General features: G+C 65.5%; 23 protein-coding genes. 13 read left to right on the forward strand and 10 right to left on the reverse strand.

Features of this window, described 5'->3' with window-relative positions:
- Positions 1 to 187 precede the first annotated feature (187 nt).
- The 8 genes from GGD65_RS13905 to GGD65_RS13940 all read left to right on the forward strand — a co-directional run bounded on the left by GGD65_RS13905 (position 188) and on the right by GGD65_RS13940 (position 6,645).
- Complete coding sequence (locus GGD65_RS13905; RefSeq protein ID WP_028140846.1) at positions 188 to 850, forward strand: amino acid ABC transporter permease; 663 nt, start codon at positions 188 to 190, stop codon at positions 848 to 850.
- Positions 847 to 1,641 carry an amino acid ABC transporter ATP-binding protein gene (locus tag GGD65_RS13910; RefSeq protein WP_183235620.1) on the forward strand — a complete coding sequence of 265 codons (795 nt, stop codon included), beginning with the start codon at positions 847 to 849 and terminating at the stop codon, positions 1,639 to 1,641. Before GGD65_RS13905 ends, GGD65_RS13910 begins: the two co-directional genes overlap by 4 nt.
- Complete coding sequence (locus GGD65_RS13915) at positions 1,641 to 2,396, forward strand: SDR family NAD(P)-dependent oxidoreductase (protein ID WP_183235621.1); 756 nt, start codon at positions 1,641 to 1,643, stop codon at positions 2,394 to 2,396. Before GGD65_RS13910 ends, GGD65_RS13915 begins: the two co-directional genes overlap by 1 nt.
- Complete coding sequence (locus GGD65_RS13920; protein ID WP_183235622.1) at positions 2,393 to 3,520, forward strand: muconate cycloisomerase family protein; 1,128 nt, start codon at positions 2,393 to 2,395, stop codon at positions 3,518 to 3,520. Before GGD65_RS13915 ends, GGD65_RS13920 begins: the two co-directional genes overlap by 4 nt.
- A gap of 220 nt (positions 3,521 to 3,740) precedes the next feature.
- Positions 3,741 to 4,160, forward strand: a complete 420-nt coding sequence (locus GGD65_RS13925; RefSeq protein WP_183235623.1) for an HIT domain-containing protein — start codon at positions 3,741 to 3,743, stop codon at positions 4,158 to 4,160.
- A 10-nt stretch (positions 4,161 to 4,170) separates the two neighbouring features.
- On the forward strand, positions 4,171 to 5,109 hold the full coding sequence (gene nudC / locus GGD65_RS13930; RefSeq protein ID WP_183235624.1) for an NAD(+) diphosphatase: 939 nt from the start codon (positions 4,171 to 4,173) through the stop codon (positions 5,107 to 5,109).
- Positions 5,110 to 5,114: 5 nt separating this feature from the next.
- Positions 5,115 to 6,038 (forward strand): sugar kinase, encoded by a 924-nt coding sequence (locus tag GGD65_RS13935; RefSeq protein WP_183235625.1) that lies wholly within the window; start codon positions 5,115 to 5,117, stop codon positions 6,036 to 6,038.
- Between the two features lie 97 nt (positions 6,039 to 6,135).
- On the forward strand, positions 6,136 to 6,645 hold the full coding sequence (locus GGD65_RS13940; RefSeq protein ID WP_018320799.1) for an Lrp/AsnC family transcriptional regulator: 510 nt from the start codon (positions 6,136 to 6,138) through the stop codon (positions 6,643 to 6,645).
- A gap of 162 nt (positions 6,646 to 6,807) precedes the next feature.
- Here the strand turns inward: GGD65_RS13940 and GGD65_RS13945 are convergent, their stop codons facing one another.
- The 4 genes from GGD65_RS13945 to GGD65_RS13960 form a co-directional block, all read right to left on the reverse strand.
- Entirely contained in the window at positions 6,808 to 8,307 is a 1,500-nt protein-coding gene (locus tag GGD65_RS13945) for a phosphomannomutase/phosphoglucomutase (protein WP_179738188.1), read from the reverse strand.
- Between the two features lie 190 nt (positions 8,308 to 8,497).
- Positions 8,498 to 9,010: a TIGR02281 family clan AA aspartic protease gene (locus GGD65_RS13950; RefSeq protein ID WP_183235626.1), complete on the reverse strand. Its 513-nt coding sequence runs from the start codon at positions 9,008 to 9,010 to the stop codon at positions 8,498 to 8,500.
- Between the two features lie 119 nt (positions 9,011 to 9,129).
- Positions 9,130 to 11,604: an ATP-dependent helicase HrpB gene (hrpB, locus tag GGD65_RS13955; protein ID WP_183235627.1), complete on the reverse strand. Its 2,475-nt coding sequence runs from the start codon at positions 11,602 to 11,604 to the stop codon at positions 9,130 to 9,132.
- Positions 11,605 to 11,734: 130 nt separating this feature from the next.
- Positions 11,735 to 13,051 (reverse strand): UDP-glucose/GDP-mannose dehydrogenase family protein, encoded by a 1,317-nt coding sequence (locus GGD65_RS13960; protein ID WP_183235628.1) that lies wholly within the window; start codon positions 13,049 to 13,051, stop codon positions 11,735 to 11,737.
- Between the two features lie 194 nt (positions 13,052 to 13,245).
- On the opposite strand from GGD65_RS13960, the gene GGD65_RS13965 reads away from it, so the two are divergent.
- The 3 genes from GGD65_RS13965 (at position 13,246) to GGD65_RS13975 (ending at position 18,435) form a co-directional block, all read left to right on the forward strand.
- On the forward strand, positions 13,246 to 14,313 hold the full coding sequence (locus GGD65_RS13965; protein WP_183235629.1) for an acyltransferase family protein: 1,068 nt from the start codon (positions 13,246 to 13,248) through the stop codon (positions 14,311 to 14,313).
- A 242-nt stretch (positions 14,314 to 14,555) separates the two neighbouring features.
- Positions 14,556 to 17,618, forward strand: coding sequence for a DNA polymerase I (polA, locus tag GGD65_RS13970; protein WP_183235630.1), 3,063 nt, complete (start codon positions 14,556 to 14,558; stop codon positions 17,616 to 17,618).
- Positions 17,619 to 17,799: 181 nt separating this feature from the next.
- Positions 17,800 to 18,435, forward strand: a complete 636-nt coding sequence (locus tag GGD65_RS13975) for a LysE family translocator (RefSeq protein ID WP_018320806.1) — start codon at positions 17,800 to 17,802, stop codon at positions 18,433 to 18,435.
- A gap of 180 nt (positions 18,436 to 18,615) precedes the next feature.
- Here GGD65_RS13975 and GGD65_RS13980 read toward each other — a convergent pair whose 3' ends face one another.
- Positions 18,616 to 19,242 (reverse strand): glutathione S-transferase family protein, encoded by a 627-nt coding sequence (locus GGD65_RS13980; protein WP_183235631.1) that lies wholly within the window; start codon positions 19,240 to 19,242, stop codon positions 18,616 to 18,618.
- A 171-nt stretch (positions 19,243 to 19,413) separates the two neighbouring features.
- Between GGD65_RS13980 and pyrE the strand changes: the two genes are divergently transcribed.
- Both pyrE and GGD65_RS13990 read left to right on the forward strand, forming a co-directional pair.
- Positions 19,414 to 19,977 carry an orotate phosphoribosyltransferase gene (gene pyrE, locus GGD65_RS13985; RefSeq protein WP_018320808.1) on the forward strand — a complete coding sequence of 188 codons (564 nt, stop codon included), beginning with the start codon at positions 19,414 to 19,416 and terminating at the stop codon, positions 19,975 to 19,977.
- A gap of 250 nt (positions 19,978 to 20,227) precedes the next feature.
- Positions 20,228 to 21,001, forward strand: coding sequence for a DUF2865 domain-containing protein (locus tag GGD65_RS13990; protein ID WP_049815009.1), 774 nt, complete (start codon positions 20,228 to 20,230; stop codon positions 20,999 to 21,001).
- 163 nt (positions 21,002 to 21,164) lie between these two features.
- Here GGD65_RS13990 and GGD65_RS13995 read toward each other — a convergent pair whose 3' ends face one another.
- The 5 genes from GGD65_RS13995 to GGD65_RS14015 all read right to left on the reverse strand — a co-directional run bounded on the left by GGD65_RS13995 (position 21,165) and on the right by GGD65_RS14015 (position 26,208).
- A complete protein-coding gene (locus GGD65_RS13995; protein WP_018320810.1) occupies positions 21,165 to 21,596 on the reverse strand; it encodes a hypothetical protein in 432 nt (143 codons plus the stop codon).
- Between the two features lie 301 nt (positions 21,597 to 21,897).
- A complete protein-coding gene (pdeM, locus tag GGD65_RS14000) occupies positions 21,898 to 22,569 on the reverse strand; it encodes a ligase-associated DNA damage response endonuclease PdeM (RefSeq protein ID WP_183235632.1) in 672 nt (223 codons plus the stop codon).
- A gap of 42 nt (positions 22,570 to 22,611) precedes the next feature.
- Positions 22,612 to 25,197 carry a ligase-associated DNA damage response DEXH box helicase gene (locus GGD65_RS14005; protein ID WP_183235633.1) on the reverse strand — a complete coding sequence of 862 codons (2,586 nt, stop codon included), beginning with the start codon at positions 25,195 to 25,197 and terminating at the stop codon, positions 22,612 to 22,614.
- Positions 25,198 to 25,275: 78 nt separating this feature from the next.
- Positions 25,276 to 25,641: a nuclear transport factor 2 family protein gene (locus GGD65_RS14010; protein WP_183235634.1), complete on the reverse strand. Its 366-nt coding sequence runs from the start codon at positions 25,639 to 25,641 to the stop codon at positions 25,276 to 25,278.
- 216 nt (positions 25,642 to 25,857) lie between these two features.
- Entirely contained in the window at positions 25,858 to 26,208 is a 351-nt protein-coding gene (locus GGD65_RS14015; protein ID WP_018320814.1) for a RidA family protein, read from the reverse strand.
- Between the last annotated feature and the right edge of the window lie 64 nt (positions 26,209 to 26,272).

Consider the following 26,272-nt stretch of genomic DNA (forward strand, 5'->3'; position numbering starts at 1 on the left):
TGCGGGGGAGGGTTGGGGTGGGGGTCTCTTCACAAAGAGACTCCCCTAGAGGAGAGAGCCCCCACCCGCCGCGCTCTGGCGCGCAAGTGCGCTGCCGAGCGCGTCGACCTCCCCCGCAAGCGGGAGAGGTGCACCGAGAACGACGCAACACCGTTCCAAGCTTTTCGCCGGCTGAGTAAAAACACACATGTATCAGTGGGACTTCGGCATCCTCTGGAGCTATCGCTGGCTCTTTCTCAACGGGCTTGGCGTCACCGTCGGCTTCACCGTGGTCATCGTCGTGTGCGGGCTGCTGTTCGGCCTGTTTGGGGCGTTCGGCACCCTGTCGCGTTTCAAGGCGCTGCGCCTGCTCGCCCTCACCTTCATCGAGGCGTTTCGCTGCACGCCGATCCTGGTGCAGCTGATCTGGTTCTATTACGCGCTGCCGATCCTCGCCGGCGTCGAGATGACGCCGATCACGGCCTCGGCGCTGGCGCTCTCGCTCTATGGCGGCTCGTTCTATTCGGAAATCATCCGCGGCGGCATCATCTCGATCGACCGCGGCCAGTCCGAAGCCGGCGCCGCGCTGGGCATGACGCCGATCCAGACCATGCGGCGCATCGTGCTGCCGCAGGCGATCAAGCGCATGATCCCGGCGCTGATGAACCAGTCGATCATCCAGTTCAAGAACACCTCGCTGGTCTCGGTGCTGGCGGTGCCTGACCTCGTCTATCAGAGCCAGGTCGCCGCCCATGACAGCTACCGGCCGCTGGAGACCTACACCGCGGTCGCGGTCGCCTATGCGGCGATCCTGATCCCGCTCACCATCCTCGTCCGCCGCGGCGAGAAGCGATTGGCGGTCAGCGAATGAGCGAGACGCAAAAGATCGAGATCCGCAGCCTGCGCAAGAGCTTTGGCAGCAACGAGGTTTTGAAGAACATCAATCTCGACGTCGCCAAGGGCGGCGTGGTCGCGCTGATCGGGCCATCAGGCTCGGGCAAGTCGACGCTGCTCCGCTGCATCAATCTGCTGGTCGTGCCCGATGGCGGCAGCGTTCGTGTCGGCGACACGCGCTTTGCGTTCGGTGACGGTGCGAAGCTGCCCGACGTGAAGACGCTGGCAAAATTCCGCGCCACCACCGGCATGGTGTTCCAGCACTTCAATCTGTTCCCGCACATGACGACGCTTGAGAACGTGATGGAGGGACCGGTCACGGTGCGGCGCATGGCCAAGGCCGACGCCGAAAAGCTTGCGCGGACGCAGCTCGCCAAGGTGGGGCTTGCGGAGAAGGCCGACCAATATCCGGCGACGCTGTCCGGCGGACAGAAGCAGCGCGTCGCGATTGCGCGCGCGCTCGCGATGGAGCCTGACGTGATGCTGTTCGACGAGGCGACCTCGGCGCTCGATCCCGAACTGGTCGGTGAGGTGCTGAATGTGATCCAGCAACTGGCCTCCGAAGGCATGACCATGGTGATCGTGACCCACGAGATCGCCTTTGCCCGCGAGGTCGCCGACCGCCTCATCTTCATGCGCGATGGCGTCGTGGTCGAGGAAGGCCCCGCGCGGCAGGTGATCGACAACCCAACGGAGGCCGCCACCCGCGCCTTCCTCAGCCATTTCCACCGCACCGGCGCATTGCCGCCGGCCACAACGGCATCGTGATGTCCGACATCAACCGCGTCTATCTCGTCACCGGTGCCGCCAGCGGCATCGGCCGTGCCACCGCCAAACTGCTCGCCGCGCCGGGCGTAGGGCTTCTGCTCCACACGCGATCGAACGCAGAAGGTCTTCAAGCCACCGCGGCGGACATTGAAGCGAAGGGCGCCGTGGCAGCAAGTTGCCTTGGCGATCTCGCCGAGGAGAGCGCGGCCACCGACGCCATCGCCGCCGCGAAGGCCGCCTTCGGCCGGCTCGACGGATTGATCCTGGTCGGCGGCCATGCCCGCCGCGGCAGCGCGATCGGCACGCCGGCGGATCAATTCCGGCAGGCGATGGACGAGTCTGCGCTGGCCTTCACGCGTCTGGTTGATGCCGCGCTCCCACTGCTGCGCGCGGGGCATGATGCACGGATCGTCGCCGTGTCCTCCTTCGTTGCGCACGCGATCCGGCCCGAATTCGCGCCGTTCGCGGCAACGGCCGCAAGCCGTTCCGCGCTGGAAGCGCTGGTGCGACTGACCGCGATCGAGCTCGCCAGCGACGGCATCACCGTCAACGCGGTGTCGCCCGGCCTCATCGTCAAGGACAAGCCGAGCGAGAGCCGGCTGTCGCCCGAGCAGATCGCCGCGACCGAAGCGCTGATCCCGATGCGCCGCCGCGGGCGACCGGAAGAGGTCGCCGAGATCATCGCCTTCCTGGCATCCCCAAAAGCATCCTACGTCACCGGCCAGGTCTGGCACGTCAATGGAGGCCTGACATGAGCGAAGCAACCGTCGAACGTCTCAGGCTGTTCCTGATCGAGAGCCCGATCAAGATGGCGCGCCTGCAGGGCGTCGGCAACGTCAAGGGCACGGTGAAGCGCGTGCTGATCGAGCTCACCGCGAGCGACGGCGTGGTCGGCTGGGGCGAGGCGGCGCCGTGGGAAGTGTTCACGGGAACGCCGGAAGCCGCGTTCGCCGCGCTCGATATCTACTTGCGTCCCATCGTCCTCGGCAAGCCGGTGCGCCGCATCCGCGCACTGATGGCCGAGCTCGACCGCGCGCTGGTCGGCCATGCCGAAGCCAAGGTCGCCATCGAGATGGCGCTGCTCGACATCGTCGGCAAATCGTCGGGGCTCTCGGTCGCCGACCTCCTCGGCGGCCGCGTGCGCGACACCATTCCCCTCTCCTTCTCCATCGCCGATCCGGATTTCGCCGCCGATCTCGAGCGCATGCGAAAGATGGTTCCGGACGGCAATGTCATCTACAAGGTCAAGACCGGCGTGAAGCCGCATCGCGAGGATCTCGACCATCTCGAAGCGATCCGAAAGGAGTTCGGCGACAAGGTCGATCTGCGCGTCGACTACAACCAGGCTCTCGCGCCGTTCGGCGCCATCAAGATTTTGCGCGACGTCGAAGAGTTCGCGCCGACCTTCATCGAGCAGCCGGTGCCGCGCAAATATCTCGACGTGATGGCCCAGCTCACCGCGGCGCTGGAAACGCCCGTGCTGGCCGACGAAAGCTGCTTCGACCGCCGCGACATGATGGAAGTGGTGTGCCGCGAGGCGGCCGACGCCGTCTCGATCAAGCTGATGAAGGCCGGCGGCCTGTTCGAGGCGCAGGCGATCATGGCCATCGCCGACATCGCCGGCCTGCCCGGCTATGGCGGCACGCTGTGGGAAGGCGGCATTGGCCTAGCCGCCGGCACGCAGCTGATCGCGGCAACGCCGGGCATTTCGCTCGGCTGCGAATTCTACATGCCCCACCATGTGCTGACCGAGGACGTGCTGGAGGAGCGCGTCGCCAACCGCGCCGGCCATGTCGTGGTGCCCGACGGCCCCGGCCTCGGCATTCGCGTCAGCGAGGCCTCGATCCGCGCCAATGCAAGGGTGCTGGCGGAGGTGTGAGCCTGCGGTCGCAGCTACAAACTCCGCTGTCGTCCCGGCGAACGCCGGGACCCAGACCGCGTGATCTAACGATGAACACAGGTCGTTGTACCGCGGAACGACGCTTCAAACGACGACCGTGTATGCAGCAAGAGCGGGGCGCCATCCTTCCCCTTGCCAACTCCCTATCGTATGGTCGGGCCAAACACGCCCGAGCCGATCGGGCCATCCGGAAACCTTCATGCCCGAACCCGCCTGGACGCTGCACTCCCGCCTGAAAGAGGACACCATCGACATCGGCGATCTGCCGCTGTCGAAGGTGCTGGTCATCAAGGACGCGCATTATCCCTGGCTGCTGCTGGTGCCGCGGCGCACTGATGCGGTCGAGATCATCGATCTCGACGAGGTGCAGCAGGCGCAGCTGATGACGGAGATCTCCCGCGTCTCGCGCGCGCTGAAGGAGATCACCAGTTGCGACAAGCTCAATGTCGCGGCGCTCGGCAACCTCGTGCCGCAGCTTCACGTCCACATCATCGCGCGGCGCACCAGCGATGCGGCCTGGCCGCGGCCGGTCTGGGGCGTGATGCCGCCATTGGCGCATGACGCCGCAGAGGTTCAGAATTTCATCAGCGCGCTTCGCCGCAAGATCTGGTTGGGTTGAAAGAACGATAATGTCAGCATTCAACGCATTTCCGCTGGGACAGCCGGCCTTCGTCACCAACATCCTCGATCGCGCCGCGCATCTGCGCCGCGACGACCAAAAGCTGTTCGCGATGGAGCAGAAGCCCTCCTCGCGCGCTTATGTCGTTTACCGCGACTCGCTCCTGATCAAGCGCGAGGGCGACAAGATTCGCGCGCTGCTCTCGATCGACGAGGCGCTGAAGTGCGGCGCCAATCCCGGCACGATCTTCCTGGGGCTGCGGGACGGCGCTGCGATGTTCGGCATGGGGCTGTCGCAGGCCGCGGCCGAGAAGCTGGTCGGACGCGAGGACTACACCGTGACCGAGCTGCGCGGCATGGCGATGCAGGGCGCGATTCCGCCCGAGGAGCTGTCGGCGATCGCGATGGCGAAGTCGATGGTCGGTTGGCACCAGCGCCATGGCTATTGCGCCAATTGCGGCTCTCGCAGCGCGATGAAGGAAGGCGGCTGGAAGCGCGAGTGCCCGGCTTGCAAGGCCGAGCATTTTCCCCGGACTGACCCTGTCGTGATCATGCACGTGGCCACCGGCGACAAGTGCCTGCTTGGCCGCCAGAAGCAGTTTCCGGCAGGGATGTATTCCTGCCTCGCCGGCTTCGTCGAGGCCGCCGAGACCATCGAGGACGCGGTGCGCCGCGAGATCCTGGAAGAATCCGGGATCCGCTGCACCGACGTGCAATATTACATGACGCAGCCCTGGCCCTATCCATCGTCGCTGATGATCGGCTGCAGCGCGCGAGCCGTGAGCGAGGACATCGTCGTCGATCACTCGGAGCTGGAGGATGCGCGCTGGTTCACGCGCGAGGAGGCCGCCCTGATGCTGACGCGGACGCATCCGGACGGACTCGCCGGCCCGCATCCCTTCGCCATCGCCCATCATTTGCTCGGCCGCTGGGTGCACGACAAGAGCTGACCGCCGTGGCCGCACCTGGGATCGCGCCGCGCATCCTCTGCATCGGCATTCCCGTGCGCGACCTCACCTTTCGGGTCGAGGCCGTGCCGGCGCGCGGCAGCAAGGCCAACGCCAGCCACCTCGCCGAGATCTGCGGCGGCAACGCGCTCAATGCCGCCATCGCGATTGCGCGACTTGGTGGCCGTGTCTTTTTCGCAGGTCCCATGGGCGATGCGCGGGAGACGTCGAGCGGCTTCATCCTCGACCAAATGGCGCAGGAGGGCATCGACACCACGCACATCGTGCGCATGCCTGATGTGACCACGCCAGTCTCGGCGATCATGATCGAGCCCTCGGGGGAACGGACGCTCACGATCTATCGCGATCCCGGCCTGTGGAGCGTGACGCTGCCTGATGCCGACGAATTGCTGGCCGATTGCCGCGCCGTCCTCGTCGAAAGCCGTTGCGCCTCATTCTGCATTGATCTCTGCGCCGAGGCCCGGCGACGTGGCATTCCCGTCATCGTCGGCGTCGATCGCGTGATGTCGTTGCAGGACGGCCTGCTGACCGCCGCCTCGCATCTGCTGTTCGCCAGCGAGCAGGTGCAGGAGACCGCCGGCATCGCCGACGACGCCGAAGCGTTGCAACGCCTGGCCAGGCTGACGCCCGCCTTCCTTGCCGCAACCCGCGGCCCGCTCGGTACCATCTGGCTGAACGAGGCAGGCGAGCTGGAGGAGACCGCGGCCTTCCCGGTCCAGGCTGTCGATACGCTCGGCGCCGGCGACGTCTTTCATGGCGCCTTCGCGCTCGGCCTCGCTGAGAGCGGCGACGTGGGGCAGGCGCTGCGATTCGCCGCGGCCGCGGCAGCACTGAAATGCACTCGCCATGGCGGTGGCATGGCTGCACCCCAACGCATTGAAGTTGAAGAGTTTTTGCGAGGGAGGCCCTAGAGCAATTCCATGGATGAGCCGAGATTATGGGCTTGCTGGGGAAAGATTTTCTCTATATCAGGGAAATCGGCCCCTGAAATGGAACAAAGTTCTTCAAATGACCGACGTCGCCGTCCAGATCCCCGAGACCAGCCGCCGCCTCGATGCCATCGACCGCAAGATCCTGATGGTTCTGCAGGAGGATGCCTCCCTGTCCGTCGCCGAGATCGGCGACCGCGTCGGACTGTCCTCGACCCCCTGCTGGAAGCGCATCCAGCGCCTGGAGGCTGACGGCGTGATCCTGAAACGGGTGGCCCTGGTCGACCAGAACAAGATCGGGCTCGGCATCTCCGTGTTCGTGTCGGTGGAAAGCTCCGATCATTCCGACGCCTGGCTGAAGAAGTTCGCCGAAGCCGTCAGCGCCATGCCCGAGGTGATGGAATTCTATCGCATGGCCGGCGACGTCGACTACATGCTGCGCGTCGTGGTCGCGGACATGCAGGCCTATGACGTGTTCTACAAGAAGCTGATCAGCGCCGTGCCGCTGAAGAACGTCACCTCGCGTTTCGCGATGGAGAAGATCAAGTCGGTCACCGCGCTGCCGATCCCGGCGGTGGTGGCGGCGTAGGTCGCGCCACACAGACGCTGTCATCGCCCGGCGAAGGCCGGGCGATCCAGTATTCCAGAGACAGCGATTGGATACGGAGAAGCTGCGGCGTACTGGATTCCCCGCTTTCGCGGGGAATGACAGCGGAGAGACAGGCACGGATCGTGCCTCACTCGAGCAACCTCAAATTTTCTGATTGTACTCGCCGACCTCGGGATGCGTGCGCAGCACGCTGTTCACCATCTCGAACATGTCGTGCATGCGCTGCTCGGATACCGGGCTCTCGACCACGACGACGAGCTCGGGCTTGTTGGAGGAGGCGCGCACCAGGCCCCAGCTGCCGTCCTCGACCGTGACGCGCACGCCATTGACGGTGACGAGATCGCGGATTGCCTGCCCGCCGATCTTGGCGCCCTTGGCCTGCAAGCCCTCAAAATGCTTCACCACCTGGTCGATGACGCCGTATTTGGTCTCGTCGGCGCAATGTGGCGACATGGTCGGCGACGACCATGTCTTCGGCAGCGCGTTCTTCAGGTCCGCCATCGACTTGCCCGGCGCGCGGTCGAGCATGTCGCAGATCGCGATCGCCGACACCAGGCCGTCGTCATAGCCGCGTCCATACGGCTTGTTGAAGAAGAAGTGGCCGGACTTCTCGAAGCCCGCCAGCGCGCCGGTCTCGTTGGTGCGGCGCTTCATGTAGGAATGGCCGGTCTTCCAATAGGCGACCTTCGCGCCCTGCTTCTGCAGCACCGGATCGGTGACGAACAGGCCGGTCGATTTCACGTCGACGATGAACTGCGCGTCCTTGTGGATCGCCGACATGTCGCGCGCCAGCATCACGCCGACCTTGTCGGCAAAGATCTCCTCGCCGGTATTGTCGACGACGCCGCAGCGGTCGCCGTCGCCGTCGAAGCCGAGGCCGACATCGGCCTTGTGATGCAGCACCGCATCGCGGATCGCGTGCAGCATCTCCATGTCTTCGGGGTTCGGATTGTATTTCGGGAAGGTGTGGTCGAGCTCGGTGTCGAGCGGAATTACCTCGCAGCCGATCGCCTCCAGCACCTGCGGCGCGAAGGCGCCGGCGGTGCCGTTGCCGCAGGCCGCAACGACCTTGAGCTTGCGCTTCAGCTTCGGACGAGAGGTGAGATCGGCGATGTAGCGCGCCGGGTAGTTCTCGTGGAACTGGTAGGAGCCGCCGGCCTTGTTCTTGAATTCGGCGCCCAGCACGATCTCCTTCAGCCGCGTCATCTCGTCAGGGCCAAAGGTCAGCGGACGGTTGGCGCCCATCTTCACACCGGTCCAGCCATTGTCGTTGTGCGAGGCGGTCACCATCGCGACAGCGGGCACGTCGAGATCGAACTGCGCGAAATAGGCCATCGGCGTCACAGCGAGGCCGATGTCGTGCACCTTGCAGCCCGCCGCCATCAGGCCGGAGATCAGCGCGTATTTGATCGAGGCCGAATAGCCACGGAAGTCGTGGCCAGTGACGATCTCCTGCTTCACGCCGAGCTCGGCGATCAGCGCGCCCAGCCCCATGCCGAGCGCCTGCACACCCATCAGGTTGATTTCCTTCTGGAACAACCAACGCGCGTCGTATTCGCGAAAGCCCGTGGGCTTCACCATCGGCTCGGATTCGAAGGCGTAGGTGTTGGGCAGCAATACGGATTTCGGCTTGGGGAACATTGAGACGGTCTCGTGAAAAAGGGCAGGAATTGATGCAGCCTTAGCGAATGCCAGGCCGCAGCGGAAGGCGGGAATGAAGGCTTATGGCCGATAATTGCGGCAGTTTGGTAACGAAGAAACGTTACCGCGAGGGCGGTCGAGGCAAATAGCTATCTTGAAATGGACCGCGCTTGATCGCGAAAGGCTCCGCCTATTGCTCCAGCACCATCTGGCCGTTGGAATATTCGAAGCGCTTCAGGCGGGAGAGGAAGGAGAGGCCGAGCAGGTTTTCCGACAGCGCCTCGTCGGGCAGCACCATGGCATCGACGTCGCGCACGACCAGACCGCCGACCTCGAGCATCGCGATACGGGTGCGCGCGGCCTTGATGGTGCCGTTCGCGGTGGAGACGGTGGCGTTGTAATCGCCGCGCGAGGGACGCAGGCCGAAGCGGGCGGCCGAGGTCTCATTCAGCGCAACCACGGAGGCGCCGGTGTCGAGCATGAAGCCTATGCGCTGACCGTCGATCCGGCCCTCGGTCTGGAAATGACCGCGGCCATCGCGGGAAATGGCAAGGCTGCGGCCCCCGGCGGGTGCAGTCGCCGCGACGGCGATCGTGGTGCGCGGCACCGAGCTTGCGGAGGCGGAGCTCATCTTGTCCGCCATCTGCGCCATGAAGGTGCCGAGGCCGATCATGACGGCTGCGATGATCATAATGTTACGCATCACACCACTTCCGAGCCGGAAAGCCCGATTTCAACACGCGACACGCCAGGCCGCGAGCATTGCTGCGGCCAGAGCGATGCTATTTTGACGAAAAGGATGAGCGGACGGTTAACGCGCCCTCACGTTCCGCGCGGCTTGGCGCGTCGGGTCGGCACTGCGCTGGCCGGATCGTCCGGCCAGGGATGACGGGGATAGCGGCCGCGCAGGTCGGAACGGACCGCGGCGTAGCTGCCGCGCCAGAAACTGGGAAGGTCGCGCGTCACCTGCACCGGGCGCTGCGCCGGCGACAGCAATTCCAGCACCAGCGGCACCTTGCCGGCCGCGATGGAGGGATGGCTGTTGAGGCCGAACAATTCCTGCAGCCGCACCGCGATGGTCGGCCCCTGCTCGGCCTCGTAGTCGATCGCGAGCACGCTTCCTGTCGGCGCCTCGAAATGCGTCGGCGCCTCGCGCTCGAGCCGCGCGCGCATCTCCCACGGCAGCAGCGCCATCAGCGCGTCGGAGAGATCGCCGGGCGAGACGTCCTTGAGCGCGATCTTGTCGTAGAGCGCCGGCACCAGCCAGTCGTCGCGGCGCGCGATCAATCCCTCGTCGGACAGGTCGGGCCAGCTGTCGCCCTCGGCCTTGCGCAGGAACAACACCCGGTCGCGCCATTGCTTTGCAGCCTTCGACCAGGGCAGCCGATCGAGGCCGGCGGCGATCAATCCATCCGCGAAAATGCGCGCGGTGTCCTCGGAGGGCGACACGGCCAGTGTCGCCTCGGACAGCGTGATCGCGTGCAGCACGCGCTTGCGCCGCGCGCGCAGCGCCATCGCCCCGCGATCGAACGAGATCTCGTCGGCGCTCTCGATATGCTCGGCGAAATGCCGCTCGATCTCGCTCTCAGTGATCTGCGCAGCGAGCAGGATGCGCCCGCTCGCCGCCGTTCCCGTCATCTCGCCGATCGCGATGTAGGGCGCGCGGGCCAGCGATGAGGTTTGCTCGACGGCGGCGCCGCGGCCGTTGGCCAGCACGAAACTGCCATTGCCGCGATTGCGCGCGACGCGGTCCGGGAACGCATAGGCGAGCATCAAACCCGTCGAAAGATCATCCTGCGGTCCCGCCTTCTCCGAAGCCGCCACTTGCGAGGCCCAGCGCCGTGCCAGATCGCGGGCGCTGCCGGCGCGGGGCGAGCGGTCGCGGCGGAATTGATCGCGCCGGTGCTCGAGATCGACGCTGTCACCGCCAAGCCCGCGCTCGGTGATGATGGCCGCGATCTCGGCGGCGGCTTCGCCCTCGCCTGCGCGATGCGAATCCACGATCATGCGCGCCAGCCGCGGCGGCAGCGCCAGTGCACGCAGGCTTTTTCCCTCTGCGGTGATGCGGCCATCGCCATCGAGCGCGTTGAGCTCGGAGAGCAGGCTTTTTGCCTCCTTCCAAGCGGGCGCCGGCGGCGGATCGAGGAACGACAGCGCGGCAGGATCGCTGACGCCCCATTGCGCGAGATCGAGCACCAGCGAGGAGAGATCCGCGCTGAGAATTTCCGGTTGCGTGTACGGCGCGAGTGAAGCCGTCTGCGGCTCGTCCCAGAGCCGGTAGCAGATACCTGGCTCGGTACGGCCGGCGCGACCGCGGCGCTGATCCACTGCCGCGCGCGCGGCGCGCACGGTCTCGAGCCGCGTCAGCCCGATGTCCGGCTCGTAGCGCGGCACGCGGGCAAGACCGGAATCGACCACGATGCGCACGCCTTCGATCGTCAGCGAGGTCTCCGCGATCGACGTCGCCAGCACCACCTTGCGCGTGCCCTTGGGCGCGGGCGCGATGGCGCGATCCTGCACGGCGGCATCGAGCGCGCCGAACAGCGGCACGATCTCGATGCTGGCGTCCTGCACGCGCTCGCTGAGGAAATTCTGGGTGCGACGGATTTCGGCGGCGCCGGGCAGGAACGCCAGCACCGAGCCGCTGTCGGCACGCAGCGCGGATGCAATCGCATCCGCCATCTGCCGCTCCACCGGCGCGTCCGCCTTTCGGCCGAGATAGCGCGTCTCGACGGGGAAGGCGCGGCCCTCGCTCGCGACGACGGGCGCATCGCCAAGCAGCTTTGCAACGCGCGCACCATCGAGCGTGGCCGACATCACGAGGATGCGCAAGTCCTCGCGCAGGCCGGTTTGGGCGTCACGGGCGAGCGCCAGGCCCATGTCGGCATCGAGCGAGCGCTCGTGGAATTCATCGAACAGGACGGCGGCAACGCCTGACAGCTCGGGATCGTCGAGGATCTGGCGGGTGAAGATGCCCTCGGTCACCACCTCGATGCGCGTGGTGCGCGAGATCTTCGAGCCGAACCGGACGCGGTAGCCGACGGTCTCGCCGGCGCGTTCGCCCAGCGATTTGGCCATGCGGTCGGCACTGGCTCGCGCCGCGATGCGCCGCGGCTCCAGCACGATGATCTTCTTGTCCTTCGCCCAGGGCGCATCGAGCAGCGCCAGCGGCACGCGCGTGGTCTTGCCGGCGCCGGGCGGCGCCACCAGCACGGCGGCATTGTTGGCCTCCAGCGTGCGCGACAAATCGTCGAGCACGGCATCGATCGGGAGGGGCGTGTCGAAACTGCGGGGCAAGATCTCGTATCCGTCATCACCCGCCTTGCGCGCCGGGCGGGTGATCCAGTCAACTCAGATCCCGATCATCACGAAGATCGGGATTACTGGATACCCCGCCTTCGCGGGGTATGACAATCGTGTGTGGCGATCAGCCCTGCACAGGCGGCCGGCCGATGCTGTCATAGGTGAAGCCGGCGGCTTCCATGTCCTCGGGGCGGTAGATGTTGCGCAGGTCGACGATCACGGGCTGCGCCATGACGCTCTTCAGCCGGTCGAGATCGAGCGCACGGAACTGCACCCATTCGGTGACGATGACGAGCGCATCAGCGCCTTGCGCGCAGGAATAGGCGTCCTCGCAATAGGTGATATCGGGCAGCTCGCCCTTGGCCTGCTCCATGCCGACGGGATCGAAGGCTTTGACCTTCGCGCCCATGTCGATCAGGCCCGTCACCAGCGGGATCGATGGCGCATCGCGCATGTCGTCGGTGTCTGGCTTGAAGGTGAGGCCGAGCACCGCAATGGTCTTGCCGCGCAGCGAGCCGCCGAGCGCCTGGCTCACCTTGCGCGCCATCGCGCGCTTGCGATTTTCGTTCACGGCCAGCACGGATTCGACGATGCGCAAGGAGACATCGTAGTCCTGCGCGATCTTGATCAGGGCCTTGGTGTCCTTCGGGAAGCACGAGCCGCCGAACCCGGGACCGGCATGTAGGAATTTGGTGCCGATGCGGTTGTCGAGGCCAATGCCGCGCGCGACCTCCTGGACGTTGGCGCCGGCCTTCTCGGAGAGATCGGCGATCTCGTTGATGAAGGTGATCTTGGTCGCGAGGAACGCGTTCGCGGCGTATTTGATCATTTCGGCGGTGCGACGCTCCGTGAACATCAGCGGCGCCTGGTTCAGCGACAGCGGACGGTAGATATCGCCCATCACCTTGCGGCCCCGCTCGTCGGAGGTGCCGACCACGACGCGATCGGGAAACTTGAAGTCGCGGATCGCCGCGCCTTCGCGCAGGAACTCGGGGTTCGAGGCGACCACGACGTCGGCGTTGGGATTGGCCTCGCGGATGATGCGCTCGACCTCGTCGCCGGTGCCGACTGGCACGGTCGACTTCGTCACCACGACGGTGAAACCGGTGAGCGACCGCGCTATCTCTTTCGCTGCGGCGTAGACATAGGAGAGGTCGGCATGGCCGTCGCCGCGCCGCGACGGCGTGCCGACCGCGATGAACACGGCATCAGCATCGGCGACCGGCTTGGACAAATCGGTGGTGAAGTCGAGCCGCTTGGCCTTGACGTTGGTCGCGACCAGCTCGTCGAGCCCGGGCTCGTAGATCGGGATCTCGCCGCGATGGAGCGCCGCAATCTTCTTCTCGTCCTTGTCGACGCAGGTGACGTCGTGACCGAAATCAGCAAAGCAGGCTCCGGACACCAGTCCCACATAACCCGTGCCGATCATCGCGATGCGCATGAAAATCCCTGTTTTAGATTGGTTAACGAAACCCCGACACGGGGCGGTTTAGCATTTTCCCGAGGGGAGGGAACAGTCCGCAGGCAAAAAAGCGGCATGGGAATTGAACCGGTAAAGAAGTCGGAAACCGTGCAGGCCCCACACTGCCCCGCCCCCGAACAGGACGGGCGGAACGCGCCTCGAAAAGAGACACCATGGCACCATCTGGCACAATCGCAGGGAGCGGAGGCAGCCAAGCCCCTTCTGCCGCGCGTGTCGACTGGATCGACTACGCTAAAGGCATTTGCATCATCATGGTCGTGATGATGCATTCGGTGCTGGGGGTCGAGCTCGCCGCCGGCGAGACCGGTTTCATGCATGTCGCCGTGGCCTTCGCAAAGCCGTTCCGGATGCCGGATTTCTTCCTGATCTCGGGCCTGTTCCTGCCGCTGGTGATCGATCGGGACTGGCGAACCTATCTCGACCGCAAGGTGGTGCATTTCGCCTATTTCTATGTCGTCTGGGTGACGATCCAGTTCGGCTTCAAGGCGCCGGCTTTCGCGGCGGAGTCGAGCTGGCACCACGTTGGCCTCCTGTATCTTGAATCCTTCATCGAGCCGTTCGGCACGCTGTGGTTCATCTATCTGCTGCCGGTCTTCTTCGTCGTCACAAAACTGACACGCAAATTCCCGCCGCTCGCGATCTGGCTGGTCGCCGCCGCCCTGGAGACGGCCCGCATCTCGACCGGCTGGACCGCGATCGACGAGTTCTGCTCACGCTTCGTCTATTTCTATTCGGGCTATCTGTTCGCACCTTACGTGTTCGCGCTTTCGGATCGCGCGCGGAAACATCCCGCCCTTGCGCTCGCAGCGCTCGCGACCTGGGTGCTGGTCAATGCCGGCCTGGTCGGGTCGGGGGCCAGCGAATGGAAGATCGTCTCGCTCGTGCTCGGCTTTGCCGGTGCCTGCGCCATCATCACGATGGGCACGCTGCTCGCGCGCGCGCAGTGGCTAAATTTTTTCCGCTTCTGCGGCGAGCATTCGATCGTGGTCTATCTCGCCTTCTTCCTGCCGATGGCGGCGACGCGGACGCTGTTGCTGCGCACCGGCATCATTCCCGATATCGGCACGGTGTCGCTAATCGTCACCATTGTCGGCGTGGTCGGAGCGCTCGCGATCTGGCGGGGCGCCTTGCTGTTCAATGCCCGCTTCCTGTTCGAACGGCCGGACGCGTTCTGGATCGCGCCAAAGAAGGCCGGGCCGGTGTTGCAGGCGGCGGAGTAGCCGCCCTCGCAGTCGTCCCTGCGAACGCAGGGACCCATACCGCGTGATCTGTCGATGGATCGCGGTCTTCGTACCGGAGCCTGGTCACAGTCAGCCTTCGCCAAACTAATCCCTGTGGTTATGGGTCCCCGCGCCCCGTGCGCAATTGCGCACTAGGCGGGGACGACGAGAGGTGTGGGAATCCGCCCAAAAATCCCCCTCCCAAGGCTGTCAAAGCCCGCAAAAATTCATACATTGCGGCCATGCCAAAGACCTCCCCGAAGACCTCCGCCAAAGCCGATACCCCCACTGCCGCGACAGCTGCTGCCAAACCTGTCGCGGCCAAACCGGTTGCAGCAAAGGCGGCCGGCAAGGGCGACCACGTCTTCCTGGTCGACGGTTCCGGCTACATCTTCCGCGCCTATCACGCGCTGCCGCCGCTGAACCGCAAGTCCGACGGCCTGCAGGTCAACGCCGTGCTCGGTTTCTGCAACATGCTGTGGAAGCTGCTGCGCGACATGCCGGAAGACAACCGGCCGACGCACCTCGCGATCATCTTCGACAAGTCGGAGGTCACGTTCCGCAACAAGATCTACCCCGAGTACAAGGCCCACCGGGCGCCGGCGCCTGACGATCTCATCCCGCAATTTGCGCTGATCCGCGAGGCGGTCCGCGCCTTCGACCTGCCCTGCCTGGAACAAGTGGGCTTCGAGGCCGATGACCTGATCGCAACCTATGTGCGACAGGCCTGCGAGCGCGGCGCCAGCGCGACCATCGTGTCCTCCGACAAGGATTTGATGCAGCTCGTCACCGATTGCGTCACCATGTACGACACCATGAAGGATCGCCGCATCGGCATCCCCGAGGTGATCGAGAAATTCGGCGTGCCGCCGAACAAGGTCGTCGAGGTGCAGGCTTTGGCCGGCGATTCCACCGACAACGTGCCCGGCGTGCCCGGCATCGGCATCAAGACGGCGGCGCAGCTGATCACCGAATATGGCGACCTCGATCAACTGTTGTTCCGCGCCGGCGAGATCAAGCAGCCCAAGCGGCGCGAGGCGCTGCTCGAGAATGCCGAGAAAGCGCGGATCTCGCGGCAGCTCGTGCTACTCGACGACAAGGTCGACCTCGAGGTGCCGCTGGACGACCTCGTGGTCCATGAGCCCGACGCACGCAAGCTGGTCGCCTTCCTGAAAGCCATGGAATTCACGACGCTGACGCGGCGCGTCGCCGAATATTCGCAAATCGATCCCGCCAATGTCGATGCCGACCCTGGCTATGCCAGCGGCGCCAGCGTGTTCACGACGCTGCCGCCCTCGGATGTCGTGCCTGCGCCGGGCGGCGATACGTCGGCGCAAGCCCGGGCGAAAGAGCCCAACAAGTCAGCGGGCAAGGAGGACAAGGCTGCGAGCGCGAAGGGCGCCCCGATCTCGCTGGCCGCCGCGCGCGAAGAGGCGCTGCGCAAGCTTCCGGTCGATCGCGCCAAATATCAAACGATCAAGTCGCTCAAGGAGCTCAACGCCTTCATCGCGCGCATCCACGATACCGGTCATGTCGCGGTCGAAATCCGCGGAAACTCGATCGATCCGATGCAGGCCGACTTCTGCGGCATCGCGCTGGCGCTGGCGCCGAACGAGGCCTGCTATGTGCCGCTGGCGCACAAGCAGTCCGGCGGCGGCGCCGGCCTGTTCGACGCCGGCCTTGCGCCGGATCAGGTCAGGCACACGGATGCGATCGAAGCGCTGCGGCCGGTGCTGGAATCGGCGGGCATTCTCAAGATCGGCTTCGACCTCAAATTCACCGCCGTCATGCTGGCGCAGCACGGCATCACCTTGCACAACACCGACGATGCGCAGCTGATCTCCTACGTGCTCGATGCCGGCCGCGGCTCGCATGCGATCGAATCGCTGTCCGAGCGCTGGTTCGGACACGCCATGCTGAAGGAGAGCGAGCTGCTGGGCAGCGGCAAGGGCAAGATCACCTTCGACCAGGTGCCGATCGACAAGGCCGCGGCGCTGTCGGCCGAAAGCGCCGATGTCGCCTTGCGCGTCTGGCGCGTGCTTAAGCCGCGCCTCGTCGCCGAGCACATGACCGCGGTCTACGAGACGCTGGAGCGGCCGCTGGTCGCGGTGCTTGCGCGCATGGAGCGGCGCGGCATCTCGATCGACCGCCAGGTGCTGTCGCGCCTGTCCGGCGACTTTGCCCAGACCGCAGCGCGCGTCGAGGCCGAGATCCAGGAGATCGCGGGCGAGCCGGTCAATGTCGGCAGCCCGAAGCAGATCGGCGACATCCTGTTCGGCAAGATGGGACTGTCAGGCGGCACCAAGACCAAGACCGGGGCCTGGTCGACCACCGCGCAGGTGCTGGACGAGCTCGCCGAGCAGGGCCACGACTTCCCGAAGAAGATCCTGGAGTGGCGCCAGGTCTCGAAGCTGAAATCGACCTACACCGACGCGCTGCCGACCTACGTCAATCCGCAGACCCATCGCGTGCACACGACTTACGCGCTGGCGGCGACCACGACGGGCCGGTTGTCGTCGAACGAGCCGAATTTGCAGAACATTCCGGTGCGCACCGAGGATGGCAGAAAAATCCGCCGCGCCTTCATCGCAACACCGGGGCACAAGCTGGTGTCCGCCGATTATTCGCAGATCGAGCTGCGGCTGCTGGCGGAGATCGCCGACATTCCCGTGCTGAAGCAGGCGTTCCGCGACGGTCTCGACATTCACGCCATGACGGCGTCGGAGATGTTCGGCGTGCCGATCAAGGGCATGCCGAGCGAGATCCGCCGCCGCGCCAAGGCGATCAATTTCGGTATCATCTACGGCATCTCGGCCTTTGGCCTCGCCAACCAGCTCGGCATCGCCCGCGAGGAAGCCTCGGCCTACATCAAGAAATATTTCGAGCGCTTCCCCGGCATCCGCGCCTATATGGACGAGACGCGCGATTTCTGCCGACAGAATGGCTACGTCACCACGCTGTTCGGCCGCAAATGCCACTATCCCGACATCAAGGCCTCAAACGCCTCGGTGCGCGCCTTCAACGAGCGCGCCGCGATCAACGCGCGGCTGCAGGGCACCGCGGCCGACATCATCCGCCGCGCCATGACGCGGGTGGAGGATGCCCTCGCCGAGAAGAAGCTGTCGGCGCAAATGCTGCTGCAGGTGCATGACGAATTGATCTTCGAGGTCCCCGACGCCGAGGTCGAGGCGACGCTGCCGGTCGTGCAGCACGTGATGCAGGACGCGCCGTTCCCGGCGGTGCTGCTGTCGGTGCCGCTGCATGTCGATGCGCGCGCCGCGAATAATTGGGACGAGGCGCATTAGTTCTTCTTTTACTTCTCCCCGCTTGCGCTCGCTGACGCCACACAGTCGGTGTCGTCCCCGCGTTCGCGGGGACGACGTTGGAGTGACATGCGAGAACCTGAATTGTCCTCCGAGCAATTGCGCGATGGCCCCAACTCGCCTCGCATATTAGAACCGTGCCATCTCCCGCACCGGTTCACCCATGCCCCACACCTCTGCCCTGCTCGGCTTCGCCCTCGTCTGCCTTGGCCTCGTGCTCACGCCGGGGCCGAACATGATCTACCTGATCTCGCGCTCGATCACGCAAGGACCGGCGGCGGGCATCGTCTCGCTCGGCGGCGTGGCGCTCGGCTTCGTGTTCTACATGCTGTGCGCGGCGTTCGGCATCACGGCGCTGCTGCTCGCCATTCCCTTCGCCTATGACGCGCTGCGCTTTGCCGGCGCGGGCTATCTGTTGTGGCTTGCCTGGCAGGCGGTGAAGCCGGGCGGACGCTCGCCATTCCAGGTGAAGCAGCTCGCGATCGACAGCCCGCGCAAATTGTTCGCGATGGGTTTTGTCACCAACCTGCTCAACCCGAAGATCGCGATGCTTTATCTGGCGCTGCTGCCGCAGTTCATCGATCCCACCGCCGGCAGCGTGCTGACGCAGTCGGTCGTGCTCGGCGCAATCCAGATTGCGATCAGCGTCAGCGTCAACGCGATGATCGCGCTCGCGGCGGGATCGATCGCGCTATTCCTGGCGAACCGGCCAAGCTGGATGCTGGTGCAGCGCTGGCTGATGGGCACGGTGCTGGCCGGCCTCGCGGTGCGGATGGCGGTCGAAGCGAAGAAGGTGTGATGTTCTTTCTTCACCCTCCCCTGGAGGGGGAGGGTCGGCTCACGTGGAGCGGAGCGAAACGTGAGACGGGGTGGGGTGACGGTCTCTCCCCATCCAACGGTGCCCGAGCGGAGAGACCACCCCACCCCGCTCGCGCTGCGCGCGATCGACCCTCCCCCTCCAGGGGAGGGTAAGCGAAGATCAATCCAGCTTCGCGTCCATGCCCCGCTTCACCGCCGGGCGGGCCATCAGGGTCTCGTACCAGCGCTTGACGTTGGGGAAGTCCGCCAGCTCAACCTTGTGGCGAGGGTGGCGCCAGGCCCAGCCCAGGATGGCAAAATCGGCAATCGAGAGCTCGCCGGCGACGAAGTCGCGGCCGTCCAGCTGGCGGTCGAGCACGCCGTAGAGCCGGCGGGTCTCGGCCATGTAGCGCTTCAGGCCGTAGGCGCGGTCGTGCTCGTTCTCGAGTGCGATGAAATGGTGCACCTGGCCCGGCATCGGGCCGAAGCCGCCCATCTGCCACATCAGCCATTCATAGACCGGGATGCGGGCGCCCAGCGATTTCGGCAGGAATTTGCCGGTCTTTTCACCGAGATAGAGCAGGATCGCGCCTGATTCGAAGATGCTGACGGGCTTGCCGTCCGGGCCCTCGGGATCGACGATCGCCGGGATCTTGTTGTTCGGGGAGAGCTTGAGGAACCCCGGTGCCATCTGCTCGCCCTTGGTGATGTTCACCGGGATCACCTTGTAGGACAGCCCCATCTCCTCCAGCGCGACCGAGATCTTGCGGCCGTTCGGCGTGTTCCAGGTGTGCAGCTCAATGGTCATTCCCATGTCCTTCCCCAACAGATTGGCATTCCACCTACTCCAGAAGGTCGCGCCCCCACAACCGGCGGTCCGGGATGGCCGATCCCTGTTGACGAGGGACGCCCCCTCTGGAATGTCGCGGCCGTCGCGGATAAATTCCGCCTCCTCCAAAAACGCTCCCGAGGGACCGCCGTGTCGAAATCAGCCTCCCGCGCTCGCCTGTTCGAAATCATCCGCCGGCGCTCATTCGGCCGCGGCGAGGTGACGCTCGCGTCGGGCCGCAAGAGCGATTTCTACTTCAACCTCAAGCCGACCATGCTCGACCCCGAGGGGGCGACCCTGCTCGCCGAGCTGACCTATGAGGCGCTGAAGGACGACAATCTCGATTTCATCGGTGGCCTCGAGATGGGCGCGGTGCCGCTCGCCGGCGCGCTGGCGCAGATCTCCTGGATCAAGGGCCATCCGATCGCGGCGTTCTTCGTGCGCAAGAAGCCGAAGGAGCATGGCGCGAAACTCGCGATCGAGGGCCTGCCCAAGGGCGAGACGCTCGCCGGCAAACGTGTCGTGATCGTCGAGGACGTCACCACGACAGGCGGCTCGGCGATGAAGGCGGTGGAATCGGTGCGCGAGACCGGCGCCGAGGTGGTGCTGGTGCTGACCATGGTCGACCGCGAGGAAGGCGCCACCGACACGTTCGGTGCGGCCGGCCTGCCGTTCCGCTCGCTGTACAAGGCCTCGGAATTCTTGAAGGCCTGACGCGGCGAAACATCCCTTGCCGTCATGCCTCAGTGTGCCCCGGACGCAACCATCCGTCCAAAGCTGCGCCCGGCCCTAAAGAGGCCACCGCCTCGTCTTGAAACCGCCTCCGCTCAACTGCTCATTTACCATCGCGCCTTATGGTGAATCATGTGCTGAGACCCCTTGAGGTCCCAGCCGGTTCGGAAGCGTCGGGTGGAGTAAGCGTTTGCGTACAGTCCTGTCCCATGCGCGCCGGCGGCGTCGCGCGATGCTTGTGGCCGCCACCCTTGGAGCACTTGCGGCTCCGGCCCCGGTTTCGGCCGAGGGCCTGTTCGATTTCTTCTTCGGCGGCATGCAGCAGCAGCGGCCGCAGCGCGAGGTGCCGCAACAGTCTAGCTCCTACGCCGATCCCTTCACCGGGCAGCAAAATGCCGCAACCCCGCAATATGTGCCGCCGACCCGCGCGGCGGCGGCCGGCGGCTCCGGTCCGGCCTTCTGCGTACGCAGCTGCGACGGCAAATATTTTCCGCTGATGCGCGGCCTCGCCTCGCCGGCCCAGATGTGTCAGGCGTTCTGTCCTGCCAGCGCGACCAAGGTCTATTTCGGCTCCTCGATCGACGGTGCCGCCTCGCAAACCGGCGAGCGCTACGCCGACAGCGAGAACGCGTTCGCCTATCGCAAGGCGCTGCGCGCCGATTGCACCTGCAACGGCCGCGAGCCGGTCGGCCTTGCCCCGGTCGATCTCGCGCTGGACTCATCGCTGAAGGCCGGCGACGTGATCGCCACCACCGACGGCCTCGTCGCCTATACCGGCATCCGCGTCGGCAACGACCAGGCTGCGGACTTCACCCCGGTCGCCTCCTATCCCGGCCTCACCGCGCAAGTCCGCGCCCGCCTCGGCGAGATGAAGGTGGCCCCGGTGCGGGCGGAGACGGTGTCGGCAGATGCGCCGGCTGCGGAGATCGTGCGTGAGACGCTGCCCGATGTGACGGTGCCGAAGTCGGCGGCGCAGAAGCCGGCGAAGCGGGCGGGGCTGGATTAAAGTCGCTTTCGTGTCCCGGACGCGCTGCAACGCTAATTGACGTTGCTGCGCAGAGCCGGGACCCAGAATGCCGCGAGCATGGGCCCGGCTCTGCAGCGCACCGCTGAACCGGACGATGCTTCGCATCGCCGGGAGAGCGTTGCACTGCGTCCGGGGCACGAGACTATCGTCCGATAATCACCCCGATCACGTTCGGCGCTGCCAGATATTTCTCCTCGATCGCCGCGCGCGCGGCGGCGCGGTTTTCCGCCGTCAGCAGCCCGCGCTTCTCGGCCAGGATCATCCAGCAGAAGCCCCACCAGTCCGTCAGCATGCCCTGATCGCCGACGAGGTCGTAGCCCTGCTCGGCCGCGAAGATGCGCGCCTGCGCTTCATCCAGCGTGTCCAGAAACAGATGATCCTCGGCCGAGAACAGATCGTCGCTGACGTCGTCGATGGTGTAGCCCCAGATCGACTGGCACACCGCGTTGAACTCGCGGTCGAACTGGTCGTCGTCGACCCTCTGGCGTCGTGCCGCCTGATGCAGGCGCGACAGCGAGCGCGCGAAATCGGCGATCCGGGTGAGGGCAAATTGATCGAAGGCGATGGTGGACATGTAGTCCTCGCAAAGTCTGACAGACGCTAGATATTGTGTCGGCGACGCGCCGAATCACAATGATATATCAAAGACTTGCTAAAGTGTTCTTAATTCGTTCTATGGCGGAGCGGGAGACGGCCCCGAAGCCGGCTACGGGCTGCCAGAATCGAAAGGGGCCGCTTCGCAGCGGCCCCTCGCCGGTTACAATTCTTGTTCGGGATGAGAAATTCCAGCCCCGGCAAGCGTAACGTTAGAACCGGCAACGGGCTTGGGCGATTCCGGAAAACTACTGAACGTAGTGCTGTCCCAATTTTTGGCGTCAGAAGCAGCGTGAAGCCGCAATGGCGTGGACGCGGCGGTCGCCCAGCAAATGGGCGACAAAACCATTGGCCGGAAAGATCTTCGCGAAGGCGACGTCGCGGATGCTGAGGCCGCCGGCATAGGCGCCGAACGCCGGCATCACCGCACGCATCCCGTCGGAGGCGAAGCAGCGGCGCTCCAACGAGCGGCCGCGCGCGGAGACGCGCGCCTTGGGATGGAGATGGCCGGCGATCTCGCCGCACGCACCGGTCGGCTCGTGACGGAAGGTGATCGGGCCGATCGCGACCTCGTCCGCGACGGTGCCGCCGAGATCGCGCGGCAGCATGGGATCGTGATTGCCGGAGATCCAGATCCAGTCTCGGCCGGTCTGGAGGGCGGCGACGGCATCGCGATCGTCGACCGACAACCGCTCATGCGCCGTGCGGTCGTGAAAGCTGTCGCCGAGTGCGATGACGGTGCGCGGATCATGGCGGGAGATGACAGCAGCGAGACGGCTCAGGGTCGCGAGCGTATCGTAAGGCGGCAGCAGCACGCCGCGGGTGGCGAAGCTGGAGCCTTTTTCCAGATGCAGGTCGGAGACCACGAGCAGGCGCTGCTCGTCCCAGAACAGCGCGCCGGAGAGATCGGCGGCGAAGGTTACATCGCTGATGGTGACTGTTGACACGCGCATGTCGTCGACATCTCCTGAAACCTGCGCGCCAATCGTCACGTCTTACCCGCTTCTATCCATCGCCTCTTTGACGAGCTCATCGGCGGCTTCGGCCAAGAGTTCGTCTGCAGCTTCGCCATAAACTGACTCGCGGCCGATTTCCAGCATCACGGGCACGGCGAGCGGAGAGACGCGGTCGAGTTCCCGGTGGGTGATGCGGCCGTGGATGCGCGTCAGCATGTCGCTGAGGCGGCGCAGATCGAGCAGGCCGGTGGCGGCATCGGCGCGGGCGGCGCGCAGCAGGACGTGATCGGCCTGGTGCTTGCGCAGCACGTCGTAGACCAGATCGGTCGAGAACAGCACCTGGCGGCGGCTCTTCTCCTCGCCGGTATGCCGGCGCGCGATCAGCCCGGAGATGATCGCGCAGTTGCGGAACGTGCGCTTCATCAGTGCTGACTCGGCGAGCCAGGCCTCCAGATCGTCACCGAGCATATCAGGGTCGAACAGCGCGTTGAGGTCGATCCGGCCATCACGGATCATGAAGGAGAGATCACCGAGCGCCCAGATCGCGACCGCATATTCGTTGGCGACGAAGCCGAGCGGCCGGGCGCGGGCGCGCTCCAGCCGGCGCGTCAGCAGCATGCCGAGGGTCTGATGCGCGAGACGGCCCTCGAACGGATAGCAAACGATGTAGTGCTTGTTGGCGCGCGGAAAACTCTCGACCAGGAGCTCGCGCACCGCCGGCACGCGCGAGACGTCCTTTTGCAGCGACAGCCAGTCGCGCACCTGCTCCGGCAAGCCGCCCCAGGCGCGGCCGTCATCGAGCAGCCGGCGCACGCGCTCGGCGAGATAGGTCGAGAGCGGAAACTTGCCGCCCATATAGGACGGCACTTTCGGGTCCTTGTCGTTGGCGCGGGAGACATAGACCTGGTCCTCGACCAGCGTTTCATAGCGCACCACCTCGCCTGAGAACACGAAGGTGTCGCCGGGGCTCAAGCCCTCGATGAAGGCCTCCTCGATCTCGCCGAGCAACCGACCCCCGCGCGCGATGACGCCGGTCGAGCCCGCTCCGCCGCCGCGCGAGCGCACCAGGCGCACCTTCAGCATGTCATCCTCGACGATGGTGCCAACATTCATCCGGTAGCTCTGCCGCACCTTGGGATTGGCGACGCGCCAGCGCCCCTCCTTGTCCTGCTTGATGCGGGCAAAGCGTTCATAGGTCTTCAGCGCGTAGCCGCCGGAGGCGACGAAATCGACGACGTCGTCGAAATCCGGCCGCGACAAGTCGGCGTATGGCGCTGCGGTGCGCACTTCGGCATAGAGTTCATCAGAGAGGAACGGCTCGCCGCAGGCACAGCCGAGCACGTGCTGGGCCAGCACGTCGAGCGCACCGGTGCGCAGGGGCGGCGTGTCCTGCGCGTTCTCGGCAATGGCATCGATAGCGACGCGGCACTCCAGCACTTCGAAACGATTGGCCGGCACCAGCACCGCGCGCGAAGCTTCGTCGAGACGGTGATTGGCGCGGCCTATCCGCTGCATCAGGCGCGAGGAGCCCTTTGGCGCGCCGATATTGACGACGAGATCGACATCCCCCCAGTCGACGCCGAGGTCGAGCGAGGAGGTGCAGACCACGCCGCGCAGGCGCCCCGCCGACATCGCGTCCTCGACCTTGCGGCGCTGGGCGACGTCGAGCGAGCCGTGATGCAGCGCAATCGCGAGCCCGTCGTCATTCATGCTCCAGAGATTCTGGAACAGCATCTCGGCCTGGCTGCGGGTGTTGACGAAGACCAGCGTGGTCTTGTTCGCCTTGATCAGCTCGTAGATCTCAGGGAGCGCATGGCGCGCGCTGTGGCCCGCCCAGGGCAGGCGCTCGCGCGTATCCAGCATCTCGACCAGCGGCGGCGCCGCGCCGCCGGCGATGACGATGTCGGCTGCTCGCTCCTCGCCGTCGGGCTGCGGCACCAGGAAGCGCGCGAGCTGATCCGGCTCAGCGACCGTCGCCGACAGGCCGATCGCACGCATCTGCGGGGCCAGCCGCCACAGCCGCGCCAGCCCGAGCGAGAGCAGATCGCCGCGCTTGGACGTCACCAGCGCGTGCAGCTCGTCGAGCACGATCCGCTTCAGCGAGGAGAACAGGAACGGCGCGTCATCCGAGGACAGCAGCAGGGCAAGCTGCTCGGGCGTCGTCAGCAACACATCAGGCGGATAGCGCCGCTGCCGCTGCCGCCGCGACACCGGCGTGTCGCCGGTGCGGGTCTCGACCTTGATCGGCAGCGCCATCTCCGCGATCGGCCGCTCCAGATTGCGCGCGATGTCGACGGCAAGCGCCTTCAGCGGCGAGATGTAGAGGGTGTGCAGGCCGCCGGTCCGCTGCACGCTGCGGCCGGTGGAGACGAGGCTTTGCTTCTGACCCGCCTTCCGTTCGGCCGCCTCGGTCGAAAGCTCCACCAGCGTCGGCAGGAATCCCGCCAGCGTCTTGCCGGCGCCGGTCGGCGCGATCAGCAGCGCGCTAGCGTCCTCGCGCGCCTTCTCCAGCAGCGCCAATTGGTGCGCGCGCGGCGACCAGCCGCGGGCTGCGAACCATTGCTGGAAGCGGCTCGGCAGCAGCGTGGCCGGCTCGGCCGATGTTTGGAGGATACGGGGCGGCACGGCATGACAGGTAAGCCGTGAAGATCACTTCGTCGAGGGGTGCCGCCCTCCCCGCCTGCACGAGGAGGGCCAGCGGTCTCACGCCCCGGCCGGCACCTGATCCAGAAATCCGGTCACGCTTCTGATGCGGCCGTCCTTCAGCACCGCGAAATCCGTGCCCTTGATCGGGCTGTCGGTGCCATCGGCACCAAGTCCCCATGAAAAGCGGATGTGATCACCGTAGCCGTTGGGCTCGCCGATCAGCTTGAACCTGAAATCGGGAAAGCGCTGCTGCACGCCTGCGATCAGCGCCTCGATGCCGTCGCGGCCGTCGCCCTTCATCAGGGGATCGACATAGCTCGCATCGCTCGTCCAGTTTTCGCTGAGCAGCTCGCGGCGCCGGCCGGCGGTGCGCTCGTTCCAGAGCTCGATGTAGCGGCGGGCGATGGTGATGGGGTCGGTCATGGTGCTCTCCTTCAATGACGCCGTGGTTGGCTGTCCCTGACTATCGAAGGATCGCGCGCGCCGATCGATTACCTCGCAGGTCATGCGCATGATCCGGAAAAGTGTAGAGCGGTTTTCCGGCCAGATCATGCGCAAAAAGAACTGAGCCGCGCGAAAAAAATGGAGCGCGATGATGTTGTCATCGCGCTCCATTCGCATGCGAATTGATCGTGAAGATTACTTCGCGGCCGTGACCATGATCTCGACGGTGTATTGCGGCGCCGCCAGCTTGGCTTCGACGGTGGCGCGGGCGGGGGTATTGCCGGCCGAGACCCAGGCGTCCCACACTGCGTTCATCTCGCCGAACGTCTTCATGTCGGTGATGTAGATCGTGGCCGAGAGCAGCTTCGACTTGTCGGTGCCGGCCTTGGCGAGATGGCCGTCGATGGTCGCCAGGATGTCCTGGGTCTGCTTCGTCACGCTTTCGCCGGCGGCCTTGTTGGCGACGACGCCGGCGAGATAGACGGTGTTGCCATGCACGACGACCTGGCTCATGCGCGGGCCGGTTTCGAAACGCTGAATGCTCATTTACGGATCTCCTCACTGGAATGGCGGCCCTGTCTAGCCCAGCACCTCGCGCCGTGCCACCCCG

The sequence above is a fragment of the Bradyrhizobium sp. CIR18 genome (assembly GCF_014198295.1).
GTDB lineage: Bacteria > Pseudomonadota > Alphaproteobacteria > Rhizobiales > Xanthobacteraceae > Bradyrhizobium.